Consider the following 17,546-nt stretch of genomic DNA (forward strand, 5'->3'; position numbering starts at 1 on the left):
TCAGTGTAGACGGTCTCGTAACGTCACAGCGTGCTGTGACGCCTCCAACGCCTGGTCGACGTTCAGCAGGTGCTGGTGAATCGGCGGTCCTGACTCTCCAAAACACCTGCCATGGTGAGCGAGCGAAGGCCCCCAAGGGCCGGAGCGCGTCGAACCATCTCCGCGGCGCTCAGCAGGTGCTACACGATCGAACGGCCCTGCTCATTGCCTAGTCCTTGCACATAACTTTGTCTCTGGTATTTCGTTGATGGAAAATTTGACTCCTCCACTGTCTGTTCAATGAGAGACTGTTGGACCCCACAAAAAGAACCCACCTGGGCGTCTGCTCGGGCGAGTGAATCCTGAATCGAGTTCAGGGCAGGCAAGCGATCATCAACGATTATCACCATCTCAGGTTGTGTGCATAAACTAGGCTCATTGCGGGGGAGATTGTTACTCGCTGCGTTTGGGAACGGGGTGGCGCGTTTCGCCAGCTCCGTACACAACAAACTTCTCTGTCGTGAGCGCCTGCAAGCCCATCGGGCCATAAGCATGAAGCTTCGTTGTTGAGATGCCAATTTCGGCGCCCAGCCCAAGTTCGCCCCCATCAGAAAAGCGTGAGGACGCATTCACGAGCACGACCGAGGCGTCTACTGTACGCACAAACTCACGGGCCCTGAGCAGATTATCCGTCACGATCACTTCGGTATGATTGGATCCGTAGGTGGAAATGTGCTGTTGAGCAGCCTCTGCCTCCTCCACGACACGCATCGCAATGGTGAGGTCAAGGTACTCCGCAGCGTAATCCTCCTCGGTTGCCGGTTCTACATCAGTAACGCGAGCCCGCACCTTGTCGTCACCGCGGATGGTAACGCCTGCCTCGCGAAGCAGGGCGCAGGCACGGGGCACGTATGCATCGGCCACCTCTTCGTGCACAAGCAGCGTCTCTAACGCGTTGCAGACACTCGGACGCGAGGTCTTGCCGTCGATAAGCAGGTCGTCGGCACTGGCAAGATTAGCTTCTGCATCCACATACAGGTGGCACACCCCTTTGTAATGCTTGATCACAGGAATGCGGCTGGTTTCGTCGACAAAGCGGATGAGCCCTTCGCCACCACGTGGGATCACTAAATCGATGTGTTGATTCATCGTAAGCATCTCCTGGACCGCGGCCCGATCGGTGGTGGGTACCAGGGTGATGGCTGCAGGATCTACATCACCCGCTTCCAGTGCCTCATGCAGCGCACGGGCAATGGCATGGTTGACATGAAAGGCTTCGGATCCGCCACGCAAGAACACCGCATTTCCTGCCTTGAAGCAGAGCCCGGCGGCATCGGAGGTCACGTTGGGACGGGCCTCATAGATCATGGCGATCACGCCAAGCGGAATGCGCATGCGCCCCACCTCAATACCACTGGGCCGCGTGGTGGTGGCCGACATTTGCCCGACTGGATCAGAAAATCCAGCCACCTCACGCAATGCTGTTGCCATCTTCTGCAAGCGCCCCTCATTCAGCACGAGCCGGTCGATCATGGCCTCGGGCAGCCCATTGCTTTGGGCCCCTTCCACATCGGTATCGTTGGCATCGAGGATGGCGTCTTGGTGGTCAAGCAGCGCATCTGCCATGTGGTTTAGCACGCGGTTCTTACGTGCGGTAGACAGGTTCGCCACCTGACGCGCCGCCTTGCTGCAAGCGGCAGCCAGCGATTCAATGGAACGGTCGGATCTGGACGCTACATCAGCCATAATTTGATCGGTCTATGTTGAACAAAGCACCACACATGAAGATATCGTTTACCTACACACAGATAGCTATACACAGGCTCGGGGGGCTTGTGCCGTTGCTGAGTGTGTTCATTTAAGCGATCAGCACCAGGTCATCACGGTGGATGACGTAATCGGTCGGTGCGGTGTCAAGCACCTCGGCAATAGCTGTACTGTGCTTGCCCTGTATTTTGCGTACGTGGGCGGCGCTGTACTGAACCATGCCCTTGGCCAGGGGGTGGGGATCTCCCTCTGTACGGCGGGCAACCAATACGGCATCGCCCTGTGCAAACGATCCCTGCACATCAATAATGCCCGACGGAAGCAACGACGCCCCTTGCTCCTGCAGCGCACGCGCTGCGCCCTCGTCAACAACAATGGTGCCCACCGCAGGCAAGGCATGACGCATCCAGTGTTTGCGACTCGAAAGTTGCCGATCGGGGGTGGCGGCGGCAAACAATGTACCGGGCACATAGCCCTCACGCAAAGCATCGAGGTGCGCCCGCTTTTTTCCATTTACGATTACGGACGGAATGCCACGATCGGTTGCTTTTTCAGCCGCTTCGAGCTTGGTGCGCATGCCGCCGGTGGCAGCGGCATGGTGGCTTCCTCCAGCCAGCGCGTACGTTGTTGCATCGATGGCATCGACGTGGGGGATACGGGTCGCATTCGGGGTGGTGTGGGGATCAGCATCGTAAAGTCCATCCACATCAGAGCACATTACAAGCAAGTCGGCTTCAGCAAGCACAGCCACAAAGGCAGCCAGGTTGTCGTTGTCGCCCACCTGTAGTTCTTCCACCGCAACGGTATCGTTCTCATTGACGATAGGCAATGCGCCGGTGTCGATAAGTGCCGACAGGGTATTTTTGGCATTTACGAAGTGCGTACGACGTCGCAGATCGTCGTAGGTGAGCAGCACCTGAGCACAGGGCACATCAAAGAGACGGCTCCAGTGCGCCATCAGTTGGGGTTGCCCAATTGCGGCCAGGGCCTGCTTTTCGGGAATGGTGCTGTTGGGAGGTGTATTGACATCACCCAGCAAGGCACGCCCGGCAGCCACCGCGCCCGACGACACCACAATCACGGTTTTTCCCTGCGAGCGGCACTCTCGAATCCACTGCGCAATCGGAAGAAGATAGCGTGTTGAACACCCTCGCGCATCAGGAGCTACCAGGGCACTGCCCACCTTTAAAACAGCGGTCTGCCAATCAGGAAGAGACACGAGCATGGGTACGTGCGGGATAGCCGTTCAATGTACAATGTTCGGCAGTGGATAGGAACTAAATGATAAGGTGATCGGAGACCGCAGTTTTGTCTTGTTCGAACCTCCTCTGTCTTCGAGCTTCGACGCAGGCGTGATCCTGTGGACATCTCCCCCTTGGCCAAGGGGGAGAGACCCGTAGGGAGAGGGGGTTTGAGCGGGTTGCGATGATGATGTAAACCATATGTCAATCACTTAACATCCTAACGCTACCCAATATTCTTCGGGTACATACAAGCTCCTGTGGCATGCTTCTTCGAGACGCACTCCGCGTCCTGCATACGTCCATACGTTCATATCTCCATACGTAGCCCTACGCGAGCGCACTTTCCTGACCCGAATCGAGAACAAACAGGCCGCTGGTGCGGGTGCGGTCTACCACATCGCGCATCCGGGCAAAGTTAGGCGGATCCATCAGCCCAAAGATGTTCACATCGCCGCGTGGCGCCTTCGACAGGTAGGGTTCAAACTCGCCCACATGGACCTCCACCATCGCCTCCGGCATACGGGCCAGATCAATCAGCGTATGCAGGAAGGCACGCGCCTCATCGGCCTGCTCTTCGGTGCCTACAACCGTTAGCAAGCGCATCTCCGCATCCCAGTTGCGCCTGAGCTTATACGCCAGGAGCAGCGGCAGATCCAGGTTGCCGATATCCATGGACACCTCCCAGTCGGGACTGCGGTCGTTGATCCAGACGTTCACGGTTTCGCGCTGTCCGAGTCCAGCGCGGCGGTGGGGCGCATAGATGCACGTGCCCATCTGCTGATCGCTGGCTGTGTGGACCAATTGGGCATAGTCGTTTTCGCGTTCGTCATCGTCGGGCAGAGGCAGAAAGAGAATGTTCGGCTTAAAGAAGGCCCCCTGCATGGTTTGGATGCTGGCAGTGAGGCTCGGCGCAAATCGTTCGGCCGATACCACCGCTGAAGAGGCAAACACGCCGCGCTTGCGAAAGGCTGATGTCATGTCCTCAATCTGGCGCGACAGGTCCTCAGAGGAATGCTCGCTATCCAGTCCCAGCAGGTTTACCGCGCCTTTCGGGGAGGCCAAGTCCTGCACAAAGAGGAACGATCCGCGTAACGTATCGGCATCGCGGATGGGCACCAAAATGTTCGGCTTCCACGCCCGCTCTTGTCGCGAGCTCAGGTCCTTCACGTTTTTAGCGGCCCACTCCGCCAGCGACACAAAGAGCCCGCTTCGCACATCGGCCATGGAGTGGTCGAGGGTGCGGCGTACGAGCACGCCGTAGAACACCACCACAATGGCCATAGCCGCCAGCCCAAAGGTCGGATTCACGATGAACATCGCCATCAGACACCCTGCAGCCCCCGCAAACGACACAACGCGCGGCATCCGAAGAATGGGGCGAAAGCTCACCAGTCCCAGGGTTTGCTCCACAAACACCACTACATTAATCATGGTGTAGGTGATTAGGAAGAACATGGTGATAAGCGGCGCAATTGCATTCAGGTCGCGCACCATCAGCGCGGCCAGGACAATGCCTCCGGTAATCAGCATCGCGTTGCGTGGCTCGCCGGCATCGGTGCGCTGCGACATCCATCCACTTGCAGGCAGAATGTCGTGATTGCCCAGCGCCTGCAAGATGCGCGGCGCGCCCACCGCCGAGGCCAGCGCGGAAGAAAACGTCGCCCCTAGCAGTCCTGCCAGCACCGGTGGCCCCCAGTACGCCATATCAATCATGACCGTGTAGTTGGTGAGCAACTCCTCGGGCGGCGCCGAGCGGAGCAACCAGATGGCAACCAGCACATAGATCACAAAACTGAGCCCGATGGCGCTCATCGTACCCAGCGGAATGCTCGTACGCGGGTTCTTCAGTTCCCCCGACATATTCGCCCCCGCCATAATCCCGGTAGCGGCCGGAAAGAACACAGCAAAGATCACCCAGAACGACACACCGGGGAAGCCATCTTCCGGCGCGCCGGGGAAGTCGCCAAACAGCTGGATGTCTTCAAACGGAATCATCATCGATCCCGTTGCTGCCGCCATGGCCACCGATATGAGCGATGCCACAATGATGGCCAGAATCACATATTGCACCCGAAAGGCCAGGCTTGCGCTGATGTACGCGATGCCAAAGATCAACCCAAACGCAATCAGATCAACTAGCAGCGCCGGATGTTCAGGAAACACCCAGAGCCAGCCTTCTCGAAAGCCAAAGATGTACATCGTTACCGCCAGCGCCTGCGCCAGGTAGAGCGGAATGCCTACCGCCCCGCCCACTTCCAAGCCCAGCGACTGCGAGATGATCGAATACGCCCCACCGGCCCCAATCCGAATATTGGTCGTGATCGACGACATCGAGAGCCCCGTCGCCGTCACAATCCCGAATGCCAGGCCAATCACCAACAGCCCGCCAATCAGCCCCGCATTCCCGACCACCCAGCCGGTACGCAAGTACATAATCACGCCCAAAATCGTAAGCAGCGTCGGCACAAACACCCCAGCAAAGGTGCCATACTTGGTGCCCTCCGGCATAATATCCGACTCAGCCGAGGGTTCGACATCGTCGCCTACGGCTTCATGCTCCACAGCGGGGGCTTCGGAAGAGGGTTCTACAGGCCCAGCTTGTGATTCGGAGTCAGCCATGAAAAGTTAGACGCTTTTATTTTATGGGAAAGCCCGTAGGGATGTACATCAACGGTTAGTCAATGCTACCCCGCCTCGTCCTATCCGATCCAACTACATGCGACCCGCACGCAGCGAATGTACCCTGTTCGACCCATCGTCTCCCGTGGGGCCTGCTCTGTGGTGCAACTATGCCACAGTCGGAGTCTCGTCAAGAGGTTCGGCCCGCCGTATCGATTTGCGGCGAGGTAGTCAGTCCAATGCGCTCCTTGAGCCGCTTGAACCCTTCTGTGGCCTTGGTGGGCAGCGTATCCGGTACATAGCGGCGCACCATCAGCACCGAGGAGTCGGCCTGATCTGCTATCACATCGGGAATCGACCCGAAGAGCACCTGCCGGAACGTCCACTCCCGCGAGGCGCCGATGATTGTGAGATCAAAGTTGTCTTGCGCCATCGCTCGTTCAATGCCACCGGTCACGCTCTCGGCATGCTCCACCTGGTAGATAATCGTATTGTCGTCACCGATCTCGTTGCGTACGGTGCGCTGCAACGATGTTTTTTCGCTTTCCGGGTCGACTCCTTCACGCACCACACGCAGCACATGTAGATTAGCGCCCGTAGCCTGGGCAATCCGCACACCGATTTCGAGTCCGAGACGCGCATGCAGCCCGCCGCCCCATGGCAACAGAATCTTTTTCATCTGCCCAAAGCCGCGGTCCTTCAGAAAGGCAACATCAGCGGGGAGATCCCGAATGATGCGCTGCGATGGGCTGTTGTAGATGTTGCTTACATTGAATCCGCCACGCCACCCCATCAGCAGCAGATCGGCCTTCTCGCGCACAGTTTCGTTGATCAGCCCGCCAAACACATCGTGCGCCACATCAATCGACGACTCGATCTTCGTCTGCAAGTAGGGACGGCTGTCGGTTCCATTTTCAGCCATCTCGCCTTCCGCCTGCACTGCAAGATCGGCAATCGTCTGCTCCAGCGAGGGGCGTTCGGCAAACTGTTCACGGGCCTCTTTAAGCGGCGTCTGCAACGGCACCCGAACAAGGTGCAGTCCGGTTACGTGTCCGCCTACATCGCGCCCTGTAGCAATGTATCGGCCCATTTTAAGCATATCGGCTTCGGTATCGGGGTTGGCTAGCGCCACCGCAACGCGGCGCGGCTCAATGGTATTAATAGTCCGCTCTCCGGGAAGCACCGCCTCGGGAATTCCGACCTTTATGGTAGGCGTAGGCCGTGTAAAGACGCTCCATCCGTGCTCTTGCCACTCGGCTTTGAACTCGGGCACGGCGTGTTTAATGTCTACGCGGCTGCGCCCCCAGACGGCATACCAGGTCAGGCTGACCACGATGAGGACAAGCACCGCAATTTGCGCAAACGGCCCCGAGTAGAGCATAATGCCGACACACGCAATGGCGGCAAACACCTGGGCATACGGAAAAAGCGGGGTGCGATAGGCCGGTTCGTACCAGTCAGGCTTAGCTACGCGCAGCGTGATGCATCCAATGTTCAGGGCGGCATAGCTGTACAGCTGGAGCACACTGGCAATTTTAGCAAGGTCCTCCAGGCTTTCAATCAGCAGAAACGAGAGCGACAGCACGCCCGTGAGCAGAATAGCGCGGTGCGGCGTCATGAGCGTTTCGTGGATGGTGCTCAGCCAGCCCGGCACCATACGATCGCGGGCCATCGCCAGGTTGATGCGCGACGATGCCAAAATACTGGCGTTCGCCGACGACACCGTCGCCAGCAGTCCGGCAAAGATGATGATACCGGCTCCCACGGGTCCTAGCATCAAACGGGCAGCCTGCGTGAGGGGGTCGTGCACATCGCCGATCGTTTCTTGCGTAAAGACGCCTCCAATGATGAGCAGAATCACTACGTAAAGAAGCGTAACCAACGCCACCGACCCAATCAGGGCACGCGGTAGGTTCTTGGCTGGGTTCTTAATCTCTTCAGCCACCGCAGCAATCTTCACAAACCCCAGAAACGATACAAATACCAGTGCGGTGGTAGATGCTACAGGAGCTGACCCAAAGGGAAAGAACGGCTCGAAATTGTCTACATCAATGTAGAAGAGTCCGATCAGGCAGAAGCCGCCCAGAATCGCAAACAGGGTAAGAACGACGATCACCTGCGTTTGACCGGATTCTTTGGCCCCGTATACGTTGAGAGCGGTGAGCAGTACCCCTCCGATAAACGCGCCCCAGAACGGCGTAATGGGTGCAAATTGAGAGAGGTATTCGCCGAGCCCAAAGAGGTAGAAGGCAATGGCAAACGTCAGACTCAACCAGATGCCAACTCCCGAGATGGCGCCAAGTGCAGGTCCCAGTGAGCGAGAAACGAAGAAATAATCGCCTCCGGAGGTTGGCATGCCGGTGGCAAGTTCCGCCGCACTGGCTGCGGTAATCATGCAAACAAGGCCCGCGGCCAAATACGAAAAGATCGCCGCCGGCCCCGTCAGTTCAAGCGCCACTCCGGCCAGAAGGAAAATGCCGGCGCCAATCATCGTGCCGGCTCCAATGGTGAGCGCATCCCAGAATCCTAATTCACGTCGGAGATCGTCTTGCGCCAAAGAAAGTACCTCGTGGGGGTTTTGATTGATCGTAGCGAACCAACACTGTCCGGATGCCAAGACATGCCAAACACTTGATGTCAAACACTGGCATCGGAAGGTTTGTGTCTGCCTAAGAACAGCATAACCATTGCTACAGACAGTGTCCAGCGTGGGCCTGCACTATCGTCGATTTGTTACGGATTCACCGTAAACGGCCAGCCCTGGATGCCCTATCAACATGCCTGACCGTCCGCGACACGAGCAGACAGTCTCTATTCATAACGTAGAATATCTGCCTGACCCTGCATCACTTCCGACAAGTCAACTGTAGCAAGACCCATCCGTCTGCCCCTAACACACCACCGGCCTACTCACATCGTCCACTATTAGATGCTTCGTGTGCCATCCGCTCACCATCTGTTCCTCGTAATCTTGTGCCTGCTCGGGGCTTCGTGGGGCGGAGTTCTCCTGCTCGATGTGCTTAATGCATGGGAATGGGGCGCCTGGTTTACGTTTAAAGCCAGCCCTCATATGTTCAACGAGAACAATGCGTTCTTTTACGCCTGGTTCGATGACCGCAGCCCCATTGAGTGGATGCAGTGGCTGTGTCTGGGAAGTTTTAGCATCCTTAGCGCCTACCGTGCTGGACAGCTACAACGCACATCCGACCGAGCCCTGTTCATCTTCTGGACGCTGATGGCCGCGGGCGGGATGCTGCTTGTCATAGAAGACGCGGGGAGTCCGCGGCATCGCATCTTAGAATTGCTTGCGGTCTTTCCTTTTCTGCGTGCGTACGAAGGTGCAGTAGTGGTTATCTTTGAACTGTTTATCTACTTTCCGGCACTGGCTGTCCTGCCGGTCTACGCCTTCTATCGTAGCTATCACCGCATCCGCCAAATGCCCACGATACACCGATATCTGATCATCGGGTTTGGCTTTTATGCGGTGGCTGCTTTCTTTTCGGCGTCCAGCGGTATCGGGTTCTGGTATAACACCGTCGGCACAGCCTGGCTCGATCTCATGTTCAGCGAGCACCTGCTGGATCCCGACGTGTATCGCCAACCGGAGTTGGGCTTCTGGTTGATGGACACCCTCGTCGAAGAATCACTCGAACTGGTCGGTGCCGCCGGCCTGCTGTCTGCCGCCCTCGCGCAGTACCACCGGCCCCTGCCTGCGAGTTGTACAACCGAGTTCTGACGTTCAGGGCTCTCATACCGGATTAGGCCTTACTGCTGTGTCACACGTCAATCTTCGGGGAACGCATGTGTCTCCTAACGTACCGAGAAAAATCTACAATCATGTCATTGCGAGCGCAGCGACGCAATCTCATGCTATCAGACCGGATGTAGCTGCCCAATCAACGGCATGAGATCGCACCCCAGGAGTACTCGGGCTCCACCCAGCGCCGCGTCAGTCGCAGGGCTCCCTCCTCGCGATGACAAGTTTGGACCCTAACATTCAGGTTTGACACAGCATTAAGTACAGTCAGACAGCGTTTTGGGGAATACCGCCGGTTCGACCGAAGCGCGCCGACAGGAGTTCGGAGTGGGGAAAATCGCCACGCATTCGCTGGAAACGGCCATCCAGGCCCTTTCTCTCTCCCGAAAAACCTGCTAGTCTATGCACACAACCTGAGATGGTGATAATCGTTGATAATCGCTTGCCTGTCCTGAACTCGATTTAGGATCTGGATGACGTTCGGGAGGGAGGCATTTGGATTGAAAGGGAGCTTTCGTCTCCCAGCACCGTCCCCCCGACACGTCATCCTGAACTTGATTCAGGATCCACTCGCCCGAGCAGACGCCCAGGTGGGTTCTTTTTGTGGGGTCCAACAGTCTCTCATTGAACAGACGGTGGGGAAGTCAAATTTTTCATCAACGAAATATCAGAGAGAAAGTTATGTGCAAGGACTATGAAAAGCCTGGGAGGAGTTTAGATTCGAAACTCCAAGTTGGCCCGTGATCTTACTTAGGAGACGCGGAGTCCTGACACGAGCGTAGCAGATCCCGGATCACGTCCGGGACAGGCGAACGCAGTGAGTAAAAACCTCCCTCGAAATGAGCAGGGCCGCTTGATCGATCAGAGCCTGCTGAACGTCGCGGAGATGGTTCGGCGTGCTCCGGGCTGGGCTCGTCGCGTGCTCACCATGACAGGTTTTTTGGAGGGGGGGGGGCACAGAGGTTGGCACAGTCCCCGTACCCTAACAATCAGGTGTGACAGAGTACTGCATCAAACAAGCCCTTGCGTGCTGCACGTATCATGCACAGCCTGCAAGGGCTTTACCCAATCGATAAACAGTGCGTTCTTAGCTACTTACAATCCACAGGTCGATTTCGCGCTTATCGACATTGGCACTTACAATACGCACGGTCACCGTGTCGCCGGGTCGATACGTTGCCCCTTTTTCGCGTCCTCGCATGGTGTACGTCTCCTCGTCATACACGTAGTAATCATCGTCCATGTCGCGAACGTGTGCAAGTCCTTCAACGAGCAGGTCGCTCAGCTCCACAAACACCCCAAACTTCGTAACGCCGCTCACAACGCCTTTAAAGGTCTCCCCAATGTGCGCTTGGGCATACTCTACCTGCTTCAGCTTCACAGACTCGCGCTCTGCCTCCTCGGCGTCGCGCTCTTTTTCAGAGCAGTGCTCACAATGCGCTTTGAGCTGCTCTTGATCGGCGGTGGTGCCTCCGCTAAGATAATGCTTCAGTAAGCGATGTACAATGAGGTCAGGGTACCGCCGAATCGGACTGGTAAAGTGGGTATAGAAGTCGAAGTTGAGCCCAAAGTGTCCGTTATTTTTGGTATCGTACACAGCCTTTGACATGGCCCGCAGCGCGGCCCGCGTGATGACGACCTCTTCGGGTTTCCCTTTGATCGTTTCAATCAAGTTGCCTAGATCATTGGGCGTCACATTCCCATCGGTAAGGGGCAACGAGTGTCCAAAGACTTTAACATACTCGGCCAGCTTTTGAATGCGTTCGCCGTCGGGCTCCTCGTGCACACGGTAGACAAACGGTCTCGGATTCTTCGCATCGCCGATATGGGACGCGGCGGTCTGGTTGGCAAGCAGCATGAACTCCTCGATGAGCCGGTTTGCTGCAAGACGATCCTTGACCACAATATCCACCGGGTGGCCATCGTCATCGAGGATAACCTTCACCTCGTCGGAGCCAAAGTCGATCCCGCCGCCTTGCATACGATTGCGCGTAAGCGTGCTCGACAGGGAGTGGGCCTGTTTTACGGGGAGGGCAGCATTATCATCAGGATCGTTGCCGCTGATAAAGTGCTGCGCCTGCTCGTACGTAAGGCGACGCTTCGAGTGAATCACCGTTTCGCAGAACTCATAATCGACGACTTCGCCCTGACTGGTGATTTCCATAATACACGAAAACGCAAGGGTGTCTTCGTGGGGGCGCAGCGAGCACACTTGATTCGACAGCTTTTCAGGTAGCATGGGCACGGTGCGATCGACCAGATACACACTGGTGGCCCGCTCTTGCGCTTCAGCATCTATTGCGGTATCCGGCTTTACGAAGTGACTCACATCGGCAATGTGGACGCCCACTTCCCAATTGCCATTTTTCTTTTTGATGTGCAACGCATCGTCGAAGTCCTTGGCATCGTCCGGATCAATGGTAAAGATGTACTCATCACGCAAGTCACGCCGCTGCTCGATCTCGGACGCGGGGATAGAGGTGGAAATGGCCGCCGCTTCTTCCTGCACCGGTTCCGGAAAGTCGGTGCGCACATCCATGCTCTTTGCGAGCGAGAGCACCTGTACGTTTGGGTCATCGGCATCGCCGAGCACGCTTAGAATGCGTCCTTCAGGCGAGCCCCGTCGGTCGGTAAAACGATCAACGGAGACAACCACTTTTTGGCCGTTGCGCGCCCCATTGAACGCATCCTTAGATACAAACACGTCTTGCAGGATACGCTGGTCATCGGGTTGGACGAGTGCATGGGAGCCTCGGTACTGGAACGTACCGACAATTTGCGTGCGGCGGCGGTCGACCACTTCTAGCACTTCGCACTCGCGCTTTTTGTCGGGTTTGGACTGGGCCGCAACAGCCACGCGCACAACATCGCCATGCAATGCAGTGCCCATGTTCGACTCGCGAATAAAGAACTCTTCATCGTCATCGCGAGCCTGCACAAATCCAAAGCCTTTAGGGTGGGCACTAAGCGTACCAATCACCCCTCGCTTAATGGATTTGTGGGCGAACTTCTCGCCCTTTTGCTGAATGAGACCGGCCTCTGCGAGGCGTTCGAGGGTACGGCCAAACTGAAGGAAACGCTGATTATCGTCGAGGTCAAGCGCCTGTGCAATTTCATGATCGCGAAAGGCGGTGTTGGGGTGCTCCTCCAGAAACGAAAGGATAGCCTGACGCATCGGAGAGGGCGAAACTGAGGTATTCAAGGTGTGGATTGTCTTAGATAAAAAACAGAACACTGCAGATGCAGCACATGGTAGTACGCCACGCCGTTTCGGGAGCATCCCGATTTATCGGCGGGGCGGCTGGGTGTCAATGGATGTATCGGTTTCGGTAACAGGGGGATCGAGTGTGGGCGGAGGTTCATCGTTGGTCTCTTCCTCATCGGCATCGCCATTGGAGCCGTCAATAACACGGCGCCAAAGCGTGCCCCATGTATCAAACTGGGTTTGGTACGATAGCCCTACGCCCGTTGTGCTGGTAAGGGTTTGCCCCCGCGTGAGGTCATCGCCAGTACGGCGGTAAAAGACCTCCATAGACACTTGGTTACTCAAGCGCACCTCTACCGCAAATTCTCCTTGGGGTCCTGACTGTTGGGCACGTACCCCGTCGTTACCGGTGTACACCCCTTCGCCTCGGATAATGAGACGTTCGTCCATCAGGCGTAGCGCAACCCCGTAGATAATGTCTAAGTCGTCGGTCGTTTCGCCTTGAACGCCCACATTAATATCTACGTTCGGGAGGGCCTCACTCAAGTATCGATTGAGCTGGCTGGATACAAGCTGCGACACGCTGTTGAACGCCAGTTGGCCGCCCGTATCTGTTAGGCGCCCGCCTTCGCCCGCCCGCGAACCGGTGCCAGCAATGTTTTCGGTGGTCAGCAAAAAGGTATTGGTAAGGAGCACGCTGGTTGCGAACTCGGTCATCAGGTCTTCTTGGTTTAGCAGCGCATCGAACGTGTCGGTGCCAACGCGTTGATCGCGCTGATCGCGATCGAGCGAGAGGCCAAGCGCCACTTCGGGGGTTTCAACACGGCCCGTAATGTCCAGATCAATGATAACGGGGATGCGCGCACTTCGTTCATCAAAGCCCGGCAGTCCGGCTGGAGAGGCCCGCGTGCGGTAGTCTGCCTCGATGTCAAGCTCTGCGTTGATAGGATCGCCATCCCAAAAGAGCGTTCCCCGGTTGATGTTGAACCGTCGCACGAACACTTCACCGGCTGTAAAGAGATAGTCGCCTCCAATGACATCAAGACTACCAAAGAGCGAGAATATGCCGTCTTCGCGTTGCAGCTGAACGCGCCCAGTGCTTTCGGTCGTAATCACATCTCCCACGAGCGCATCGAACACGATGTGCAGACGCCCGCCCTGGGTGACACCAATGTTCAAGTCAATTTCCATCCCATCGAGGAAGGAGGCCTCTCCTTCAGGACGGTCGGCAAAGATGTTAGCGCGTCGTGTAAGCTGCTGCCAATCCAGGAGTTGGCTGGTGGAGTCGGCATAGATCAAGAAACCGCTGGTATCGGCCCCATCGGCCTCAGTGATGGGGATGAAGACTTCACTATCGGATGTGGTGCGGGCATCGTTCGAGCGAAGGGTGGTGTTCGATAGCGGCCCCGTAAGGGAAAGCGGGCCCGACGCGCGAATAAATCCGTAGAAGGGAAGATCGCGAGCGCGCTGCACATCCATGATGGTCAGTTCGTTGACCTCACTTTCCAGATCGAAAGAAAAGAACTGATAGTCGTTAAAGAGCACGCTTCCTGCAATACTCGCTTCCCCCTCGTCGCCATCATCCAGGCGGGCGTTGTTGAGGTGAATTCCTTCCTCATCAACGGCAATAGGCCCTGCAATGGCATAGTCAAGGTTAAAGCGCGGGATGGTGAAGCGCCCATCTACTTCCATGTCGGCATCGAAGACGGGGTGGCCCCAGCGTCCTGTAATCGCCGATGTGCCGGTCGTGTAGCCTTCAATATTTTCGAGTACATCGCCAAACACGAAATCGAAGAAGAAGAGATCAGCGCGTTCTACATCCAGATCAAGATCGAGCCATTCGTCGTCCTCCCATTCGGTGGTTTCGGAAGCAACGCGAAGCCGCCCGGTGAGATCGAGCGTGTTAGACACCACCTGTTGGATACCATCGGGTACGAGCGCCTCGGTAGCTTCGCGGGGCGCGTCTACGTCAGGCGTGGGCACCAACGAAAGGTCCAGGTTGAGGTCAGGGGCTCCGGCGGTATAATCGGCAGAGACGGAAAGATTGCCCAGCAGGCGGCGATCGAACGACCACTCGGTAATGTTGAGGCTGCCCGTGGTAACGGGCGTTTGCCAGGAGCCTTCAATGTCAATATCGCCATTGATAAGACCACCCAGCGGCTGGTTCCATCCGGCCAGCTGCGAGAGGGGAAGCAGTTGCACGTTGTCAAACTGAAGCTGCAAGGTGTCGTCATCGGCATCCGAGAAGGCGCCTGCGAGGACAATGGATTGCGCAGGGCCGTTTTCGGCAAGGGGGGCCTCACTGGTCAGACGCAGCGGAGTGCCTTCGATGCGGTCGGCGTAGACCGACCACCGGCTAGAGGCAGCGGTGCGCCACGTATGTTCGCCTGCACGGGCCTCCACGTGATGCATGATGATTTCGTTGCGGTCGTCGAAGGCACGCAGGTCGGCTTCGACACGAATGGGACCGGTTTGCTCGCGCTGTCCGGTTGTAAGGGCGAGCGTGCCCATGCGAGCGGCATACTGCAGGTTGACGGTTGGTTCGAACAGCGTAGCTGCGGGGGTTTGCAACCGATGCGCGGTGGTTTCTGTGGTCAGGCGTAGACGTTCGGGGAGCGAACCGTGCGCATCGGCGCCAATGCCTGCGCGCACGTTAAGCGTATCAGCGGACAGGGCTCCGCGTTCAAGGGTGTTGGCGCGCAGATGCAGGTGCGCATGCACCGAGTCGGCATCGGCATACACATCCGCCCGTGCAGTGGCGTCGTCCGCTGTTTCTGGCACAGTGGGCATCCAGGCATGCAGCACCTCGGAGCGGAGCAGAGTGGCTTCGGTCCACAAGGTAAATGGCGAGTCGGGGCGCCCGAGCGACGACCAGGTAGGCAGCTCAGCGGATGCGGTGCTGATGTCGGTTTCCATGGAGCCGGTGGCTTCATGCTCATACGCAATGGTTTCGGCCAAGGCCTGCGCCCAGTCGTCGAGCAAGGCAACACTTGGCTGATTCCATCCGGAGCCGCCGGCGGCCAGGTGGATCACGTCGCCACCAATGATCAGGCGCGGCATGTTGGGCGGCCCCAACGCGTCGGCAGCGGTGAGCGTGGCGGTGATGGTGTGGCCCGGCACCGAGCGCGGTTCGGGATCGGGAACGACGTCAGAGAAGGCCGGCGTGAGGGTAGACGGGTCGATGTCTGCCGTTAGGGTGGCAGACTCAATGGTGGTGGCCGTGGTGGTGGCGTGCAACGATAGCTCTGTGGATAAGGCTGTGGCCTGCCATGGCCCGCCCCACGGGCTTACGTCGAAATTCGTGGTGTGAAGGTGGGCTTGCAGCGTGCGCGAGCCATCGACGGTAGACGGGTGCAGCGTCCAGTCGGCTTCAAGCGTGTGATCGGGGCGTTGCGTGAGCGCTGCGTTCCCCCGGAGCGTGCCTTGGTCCAGAGCCAGCGAGGTGTGTGTTCGAGTCACTTCGCCCCCTGCCAACAGCGAGTTGATGAGCGCCACATCGGCCTGCGCTGTAGCGGTGTCGTACGAAAGCCCGGTGCCGTTGATGTCAATGAGGCCTGTAATAAGTGTGGGCCCCGGCACATCGGGCACTAATTCGTGAAGCGATAGTGCGTTGGGACGTACGCGCGCCTCGTATTCGAGTGGAGCATCATGGGCCCAGGTGAGGTCAGCGGTTGTTTGCAGCCCGCCCACATCGGCATCCACATCGAGGTCTACCGATCCAACAGCCTGGGTTACCGCGCGATTGCTAATTTGTCCGGATCCGTTTAGCGTAGCGGTGCCCGATAGCGGCAATGCGGCATTGAGCGCAGCAGGAAGCGGTGCATCTGACCAAGCGGAGGCAACCGCAGCGGTGAGGTTCTGCAGATCGACGGTCGCTTCCAGGGTGGGGGTGTGCGCCAGGTCGTACAGCGCGCCTGTCGCTCGGAAGGTGGTCTCTTGCTGATTGATCTGCAGCGTATGCAGGTCGAGCGCATCAAGCGGTCCGCTCACGTTCAGGTCAAGCGTAACCGCATCGGTGTGGGTGATGCGCGGAAAAAACGCCTCCCATTCACCAAAGTCAAACGGCTCGGCAGTGGCCTGAAGCGCCAGGGCCGCCTGCTCCGTGCGCGTGCCATCCCACTGTCCGGTCAGGGACAGACGCGTGGCATCGGTTGCTACCGAGAGGTCATGCAGATGCCATCCCACATCGGTCTGCGCAAGGTGGCCGTGCACATGCTGCACGGTCAGGTCGGTATCGGGCTGATGGAGGCGATGGATGTCAAACTCTGCACGCGGGCCGCCTCGATCCCACTCCAGCAATAAATCGGCTTCGGGAATATCCACGGTGGTGTTGAGCACATCGGTGATCCACCCATTGGCAATAGCGTCTGGGGCGGGCCCATCGTGATGCGTTACCACATGCGTATCCACAAGACGGATACGGGGGAGCGATACCTGAAGCGTGGGGTCTCGGGCCACACGGACTGTGTCGGACGGAGTGCGATCGGGCTCGGCTTCAGGGTCAGGAGCCCCCGTGCGAAAGGCGTGGGCAAGGGGCCAGCCGTCGCCGGTGCGCTGAGCGACCATCTGCACGCCGTGGGCCTCGGCGGTGTGCAAATCGATCGTACGGTTGAGGAGCGAGCGCCACGAGGGCCGCAGCACCATCGAGTCTGCTTGCACAACCACCTGCCCCTGTGGACTTCGCACCTGTACGTTGGTGGCAAACAGGGCATGAATGAAGTTGCCATCGAGGCGATCGATGTCCAGCGTGCCTTCGAACTGATTGTTGAACTGGTTTTCAATTTGCGCACGCAGCCCGTCGCGCCCCACTTCGGTACGGGTAAGGCCAAAGAAAGCAACCACTACCAGCAAAAGAATGGCTAGCATCCAGGTAGCAACGGTGCGCAGCCACGATGAAGAAGCAGGCGTGTTCACGGCAGGACCACAGCAAAGTGCGGAGCAAGGGACATACCGTACACGGCGTGAGGGCTATTTG

At 57.7% G+C, this 17,546-nt stretch carries 7 protein-coding genes; 1 reads left to right on the forward strand and 6 read right to left on the reverse strand.

What is annotated here, in order from left to right:
* Positions 1-432 precede the first annotated feature (432 nt).
* From ACZ5AL_RS08300 to ACZ5AL_RS08315, 4 genes are all read right to left on the reverse strand, one after another.
* Positions 433-1,725 carry a glutamate-5-semialdehyde dehydrogenase gene (locus tag ACZ5AL_RS08300; protein ID WP_464509904.1) on the reverse strand — a complete coding sequence of 431 codons (1,293 nt, stop codon included), beginning with the start codon at positions 1,723-1,725 and terminating at the stop codon, positions 433-435.
* Between the two features lie 112 nt (positions 1,726-1,837).
* The gene (gene proB, locus ACZ5AL_RS08305; protein ID WP_464513288.1) at positions 1,838-2,965 is read right to left on the reverse strand and encodes a glutamate 5-kinase; all 1,128 of its coding nucleotides are present in this window, start codon (positions 2,963-2,965) and stop codon (positions 1,838-1,840) included.
* Between the two features lie 352 nt (positions 2,966-3,317).
* On the reverse strand, positions 3,318-5,609 hold the full coding sequence (locus tag ACZ5AL_RS08310; protein WP_464509905.1) for an amino acid permease: 2,292 nt from the start codon (positions 5,607-5,609) through the stop codon (positions 3,318-3,320).
* 190 nt (positions 5,610-5,799) lie between these two features.
* A complete protein-coding gene (locus ACZ5AL_RS08315; RefSeq protein ID WP_464509906.1) occupies positions 5,800-8,166 on the reverse strand; it encodes an amino acid permease in 2,367 nt (788 codons plus the stop codon).
* 381 nt (positions 8,167-8,547) lie between these two features.
* Here ACZ5AL_RS08315 and ACZ5AL_RS08320 point away from each other — a divergent pair, with 381 nt between their 5' ends.
* Positions 8,548-9,345 (forward strand): hypothetical protein, encoded by a 798-nt coding sequence (locus ACZ5AL_RS08320; RefSeq protein ID WP_464509907.1) that lies wholly within the window; start codon positions 8,548-8,550, stop codon positions 9,343-9,345.
* 1,108 nt (positions 9,346-10,453) lie between these two features.
* Here the strand turns inward: ACZ5AL_RS08320 and rnr are convergent.
* A complete protein-coding gene (gene rnr, locus ACZ5AL_RS08325; protein WP_464509908.1) occupies positions 10,454-12,568 on the reverse strand; it encodes a ribonuclease R in 2,115 nt (704 codons plus the stop codon).
* 84 nt (positions 12,569-12,652) lie between these two features.
* Positions 12,653-17,485, reverse strand: coding sequence for a translocation/assembly module TamB domain-containing protein (locus ACZ5AL_RS08330; protein WP_464509909.1), 4,833 nt, complete (start codon positions 17,483-17,485; stop codon positions 12,653-12,655).
* Positions 17,486-17,546 lie beyond the last annotated feature (61 nt).

The organism is Natronotalea proteinilytica (assembly GCF_055379935.1).

What these genes read in the sequence shown, in the direction of transcription:
- ACZ5AL_RS08300 (WP_464509904.1), bottom strand. Translation starts at nt 1,725, where the DNA reads ATGGCTGATGTAGCGTCCAGATCCGACCGTTCCATTGAATCGCTGGCT.
- ACZ5AL_RS08310 (WP_464509905.1), bottom strand. Translation starts at nt 5,609, where the DNA reads ATGGCTGACTCCGAATCACAAGCTGGGCCTGTAGAACCCTCTTCCGAA.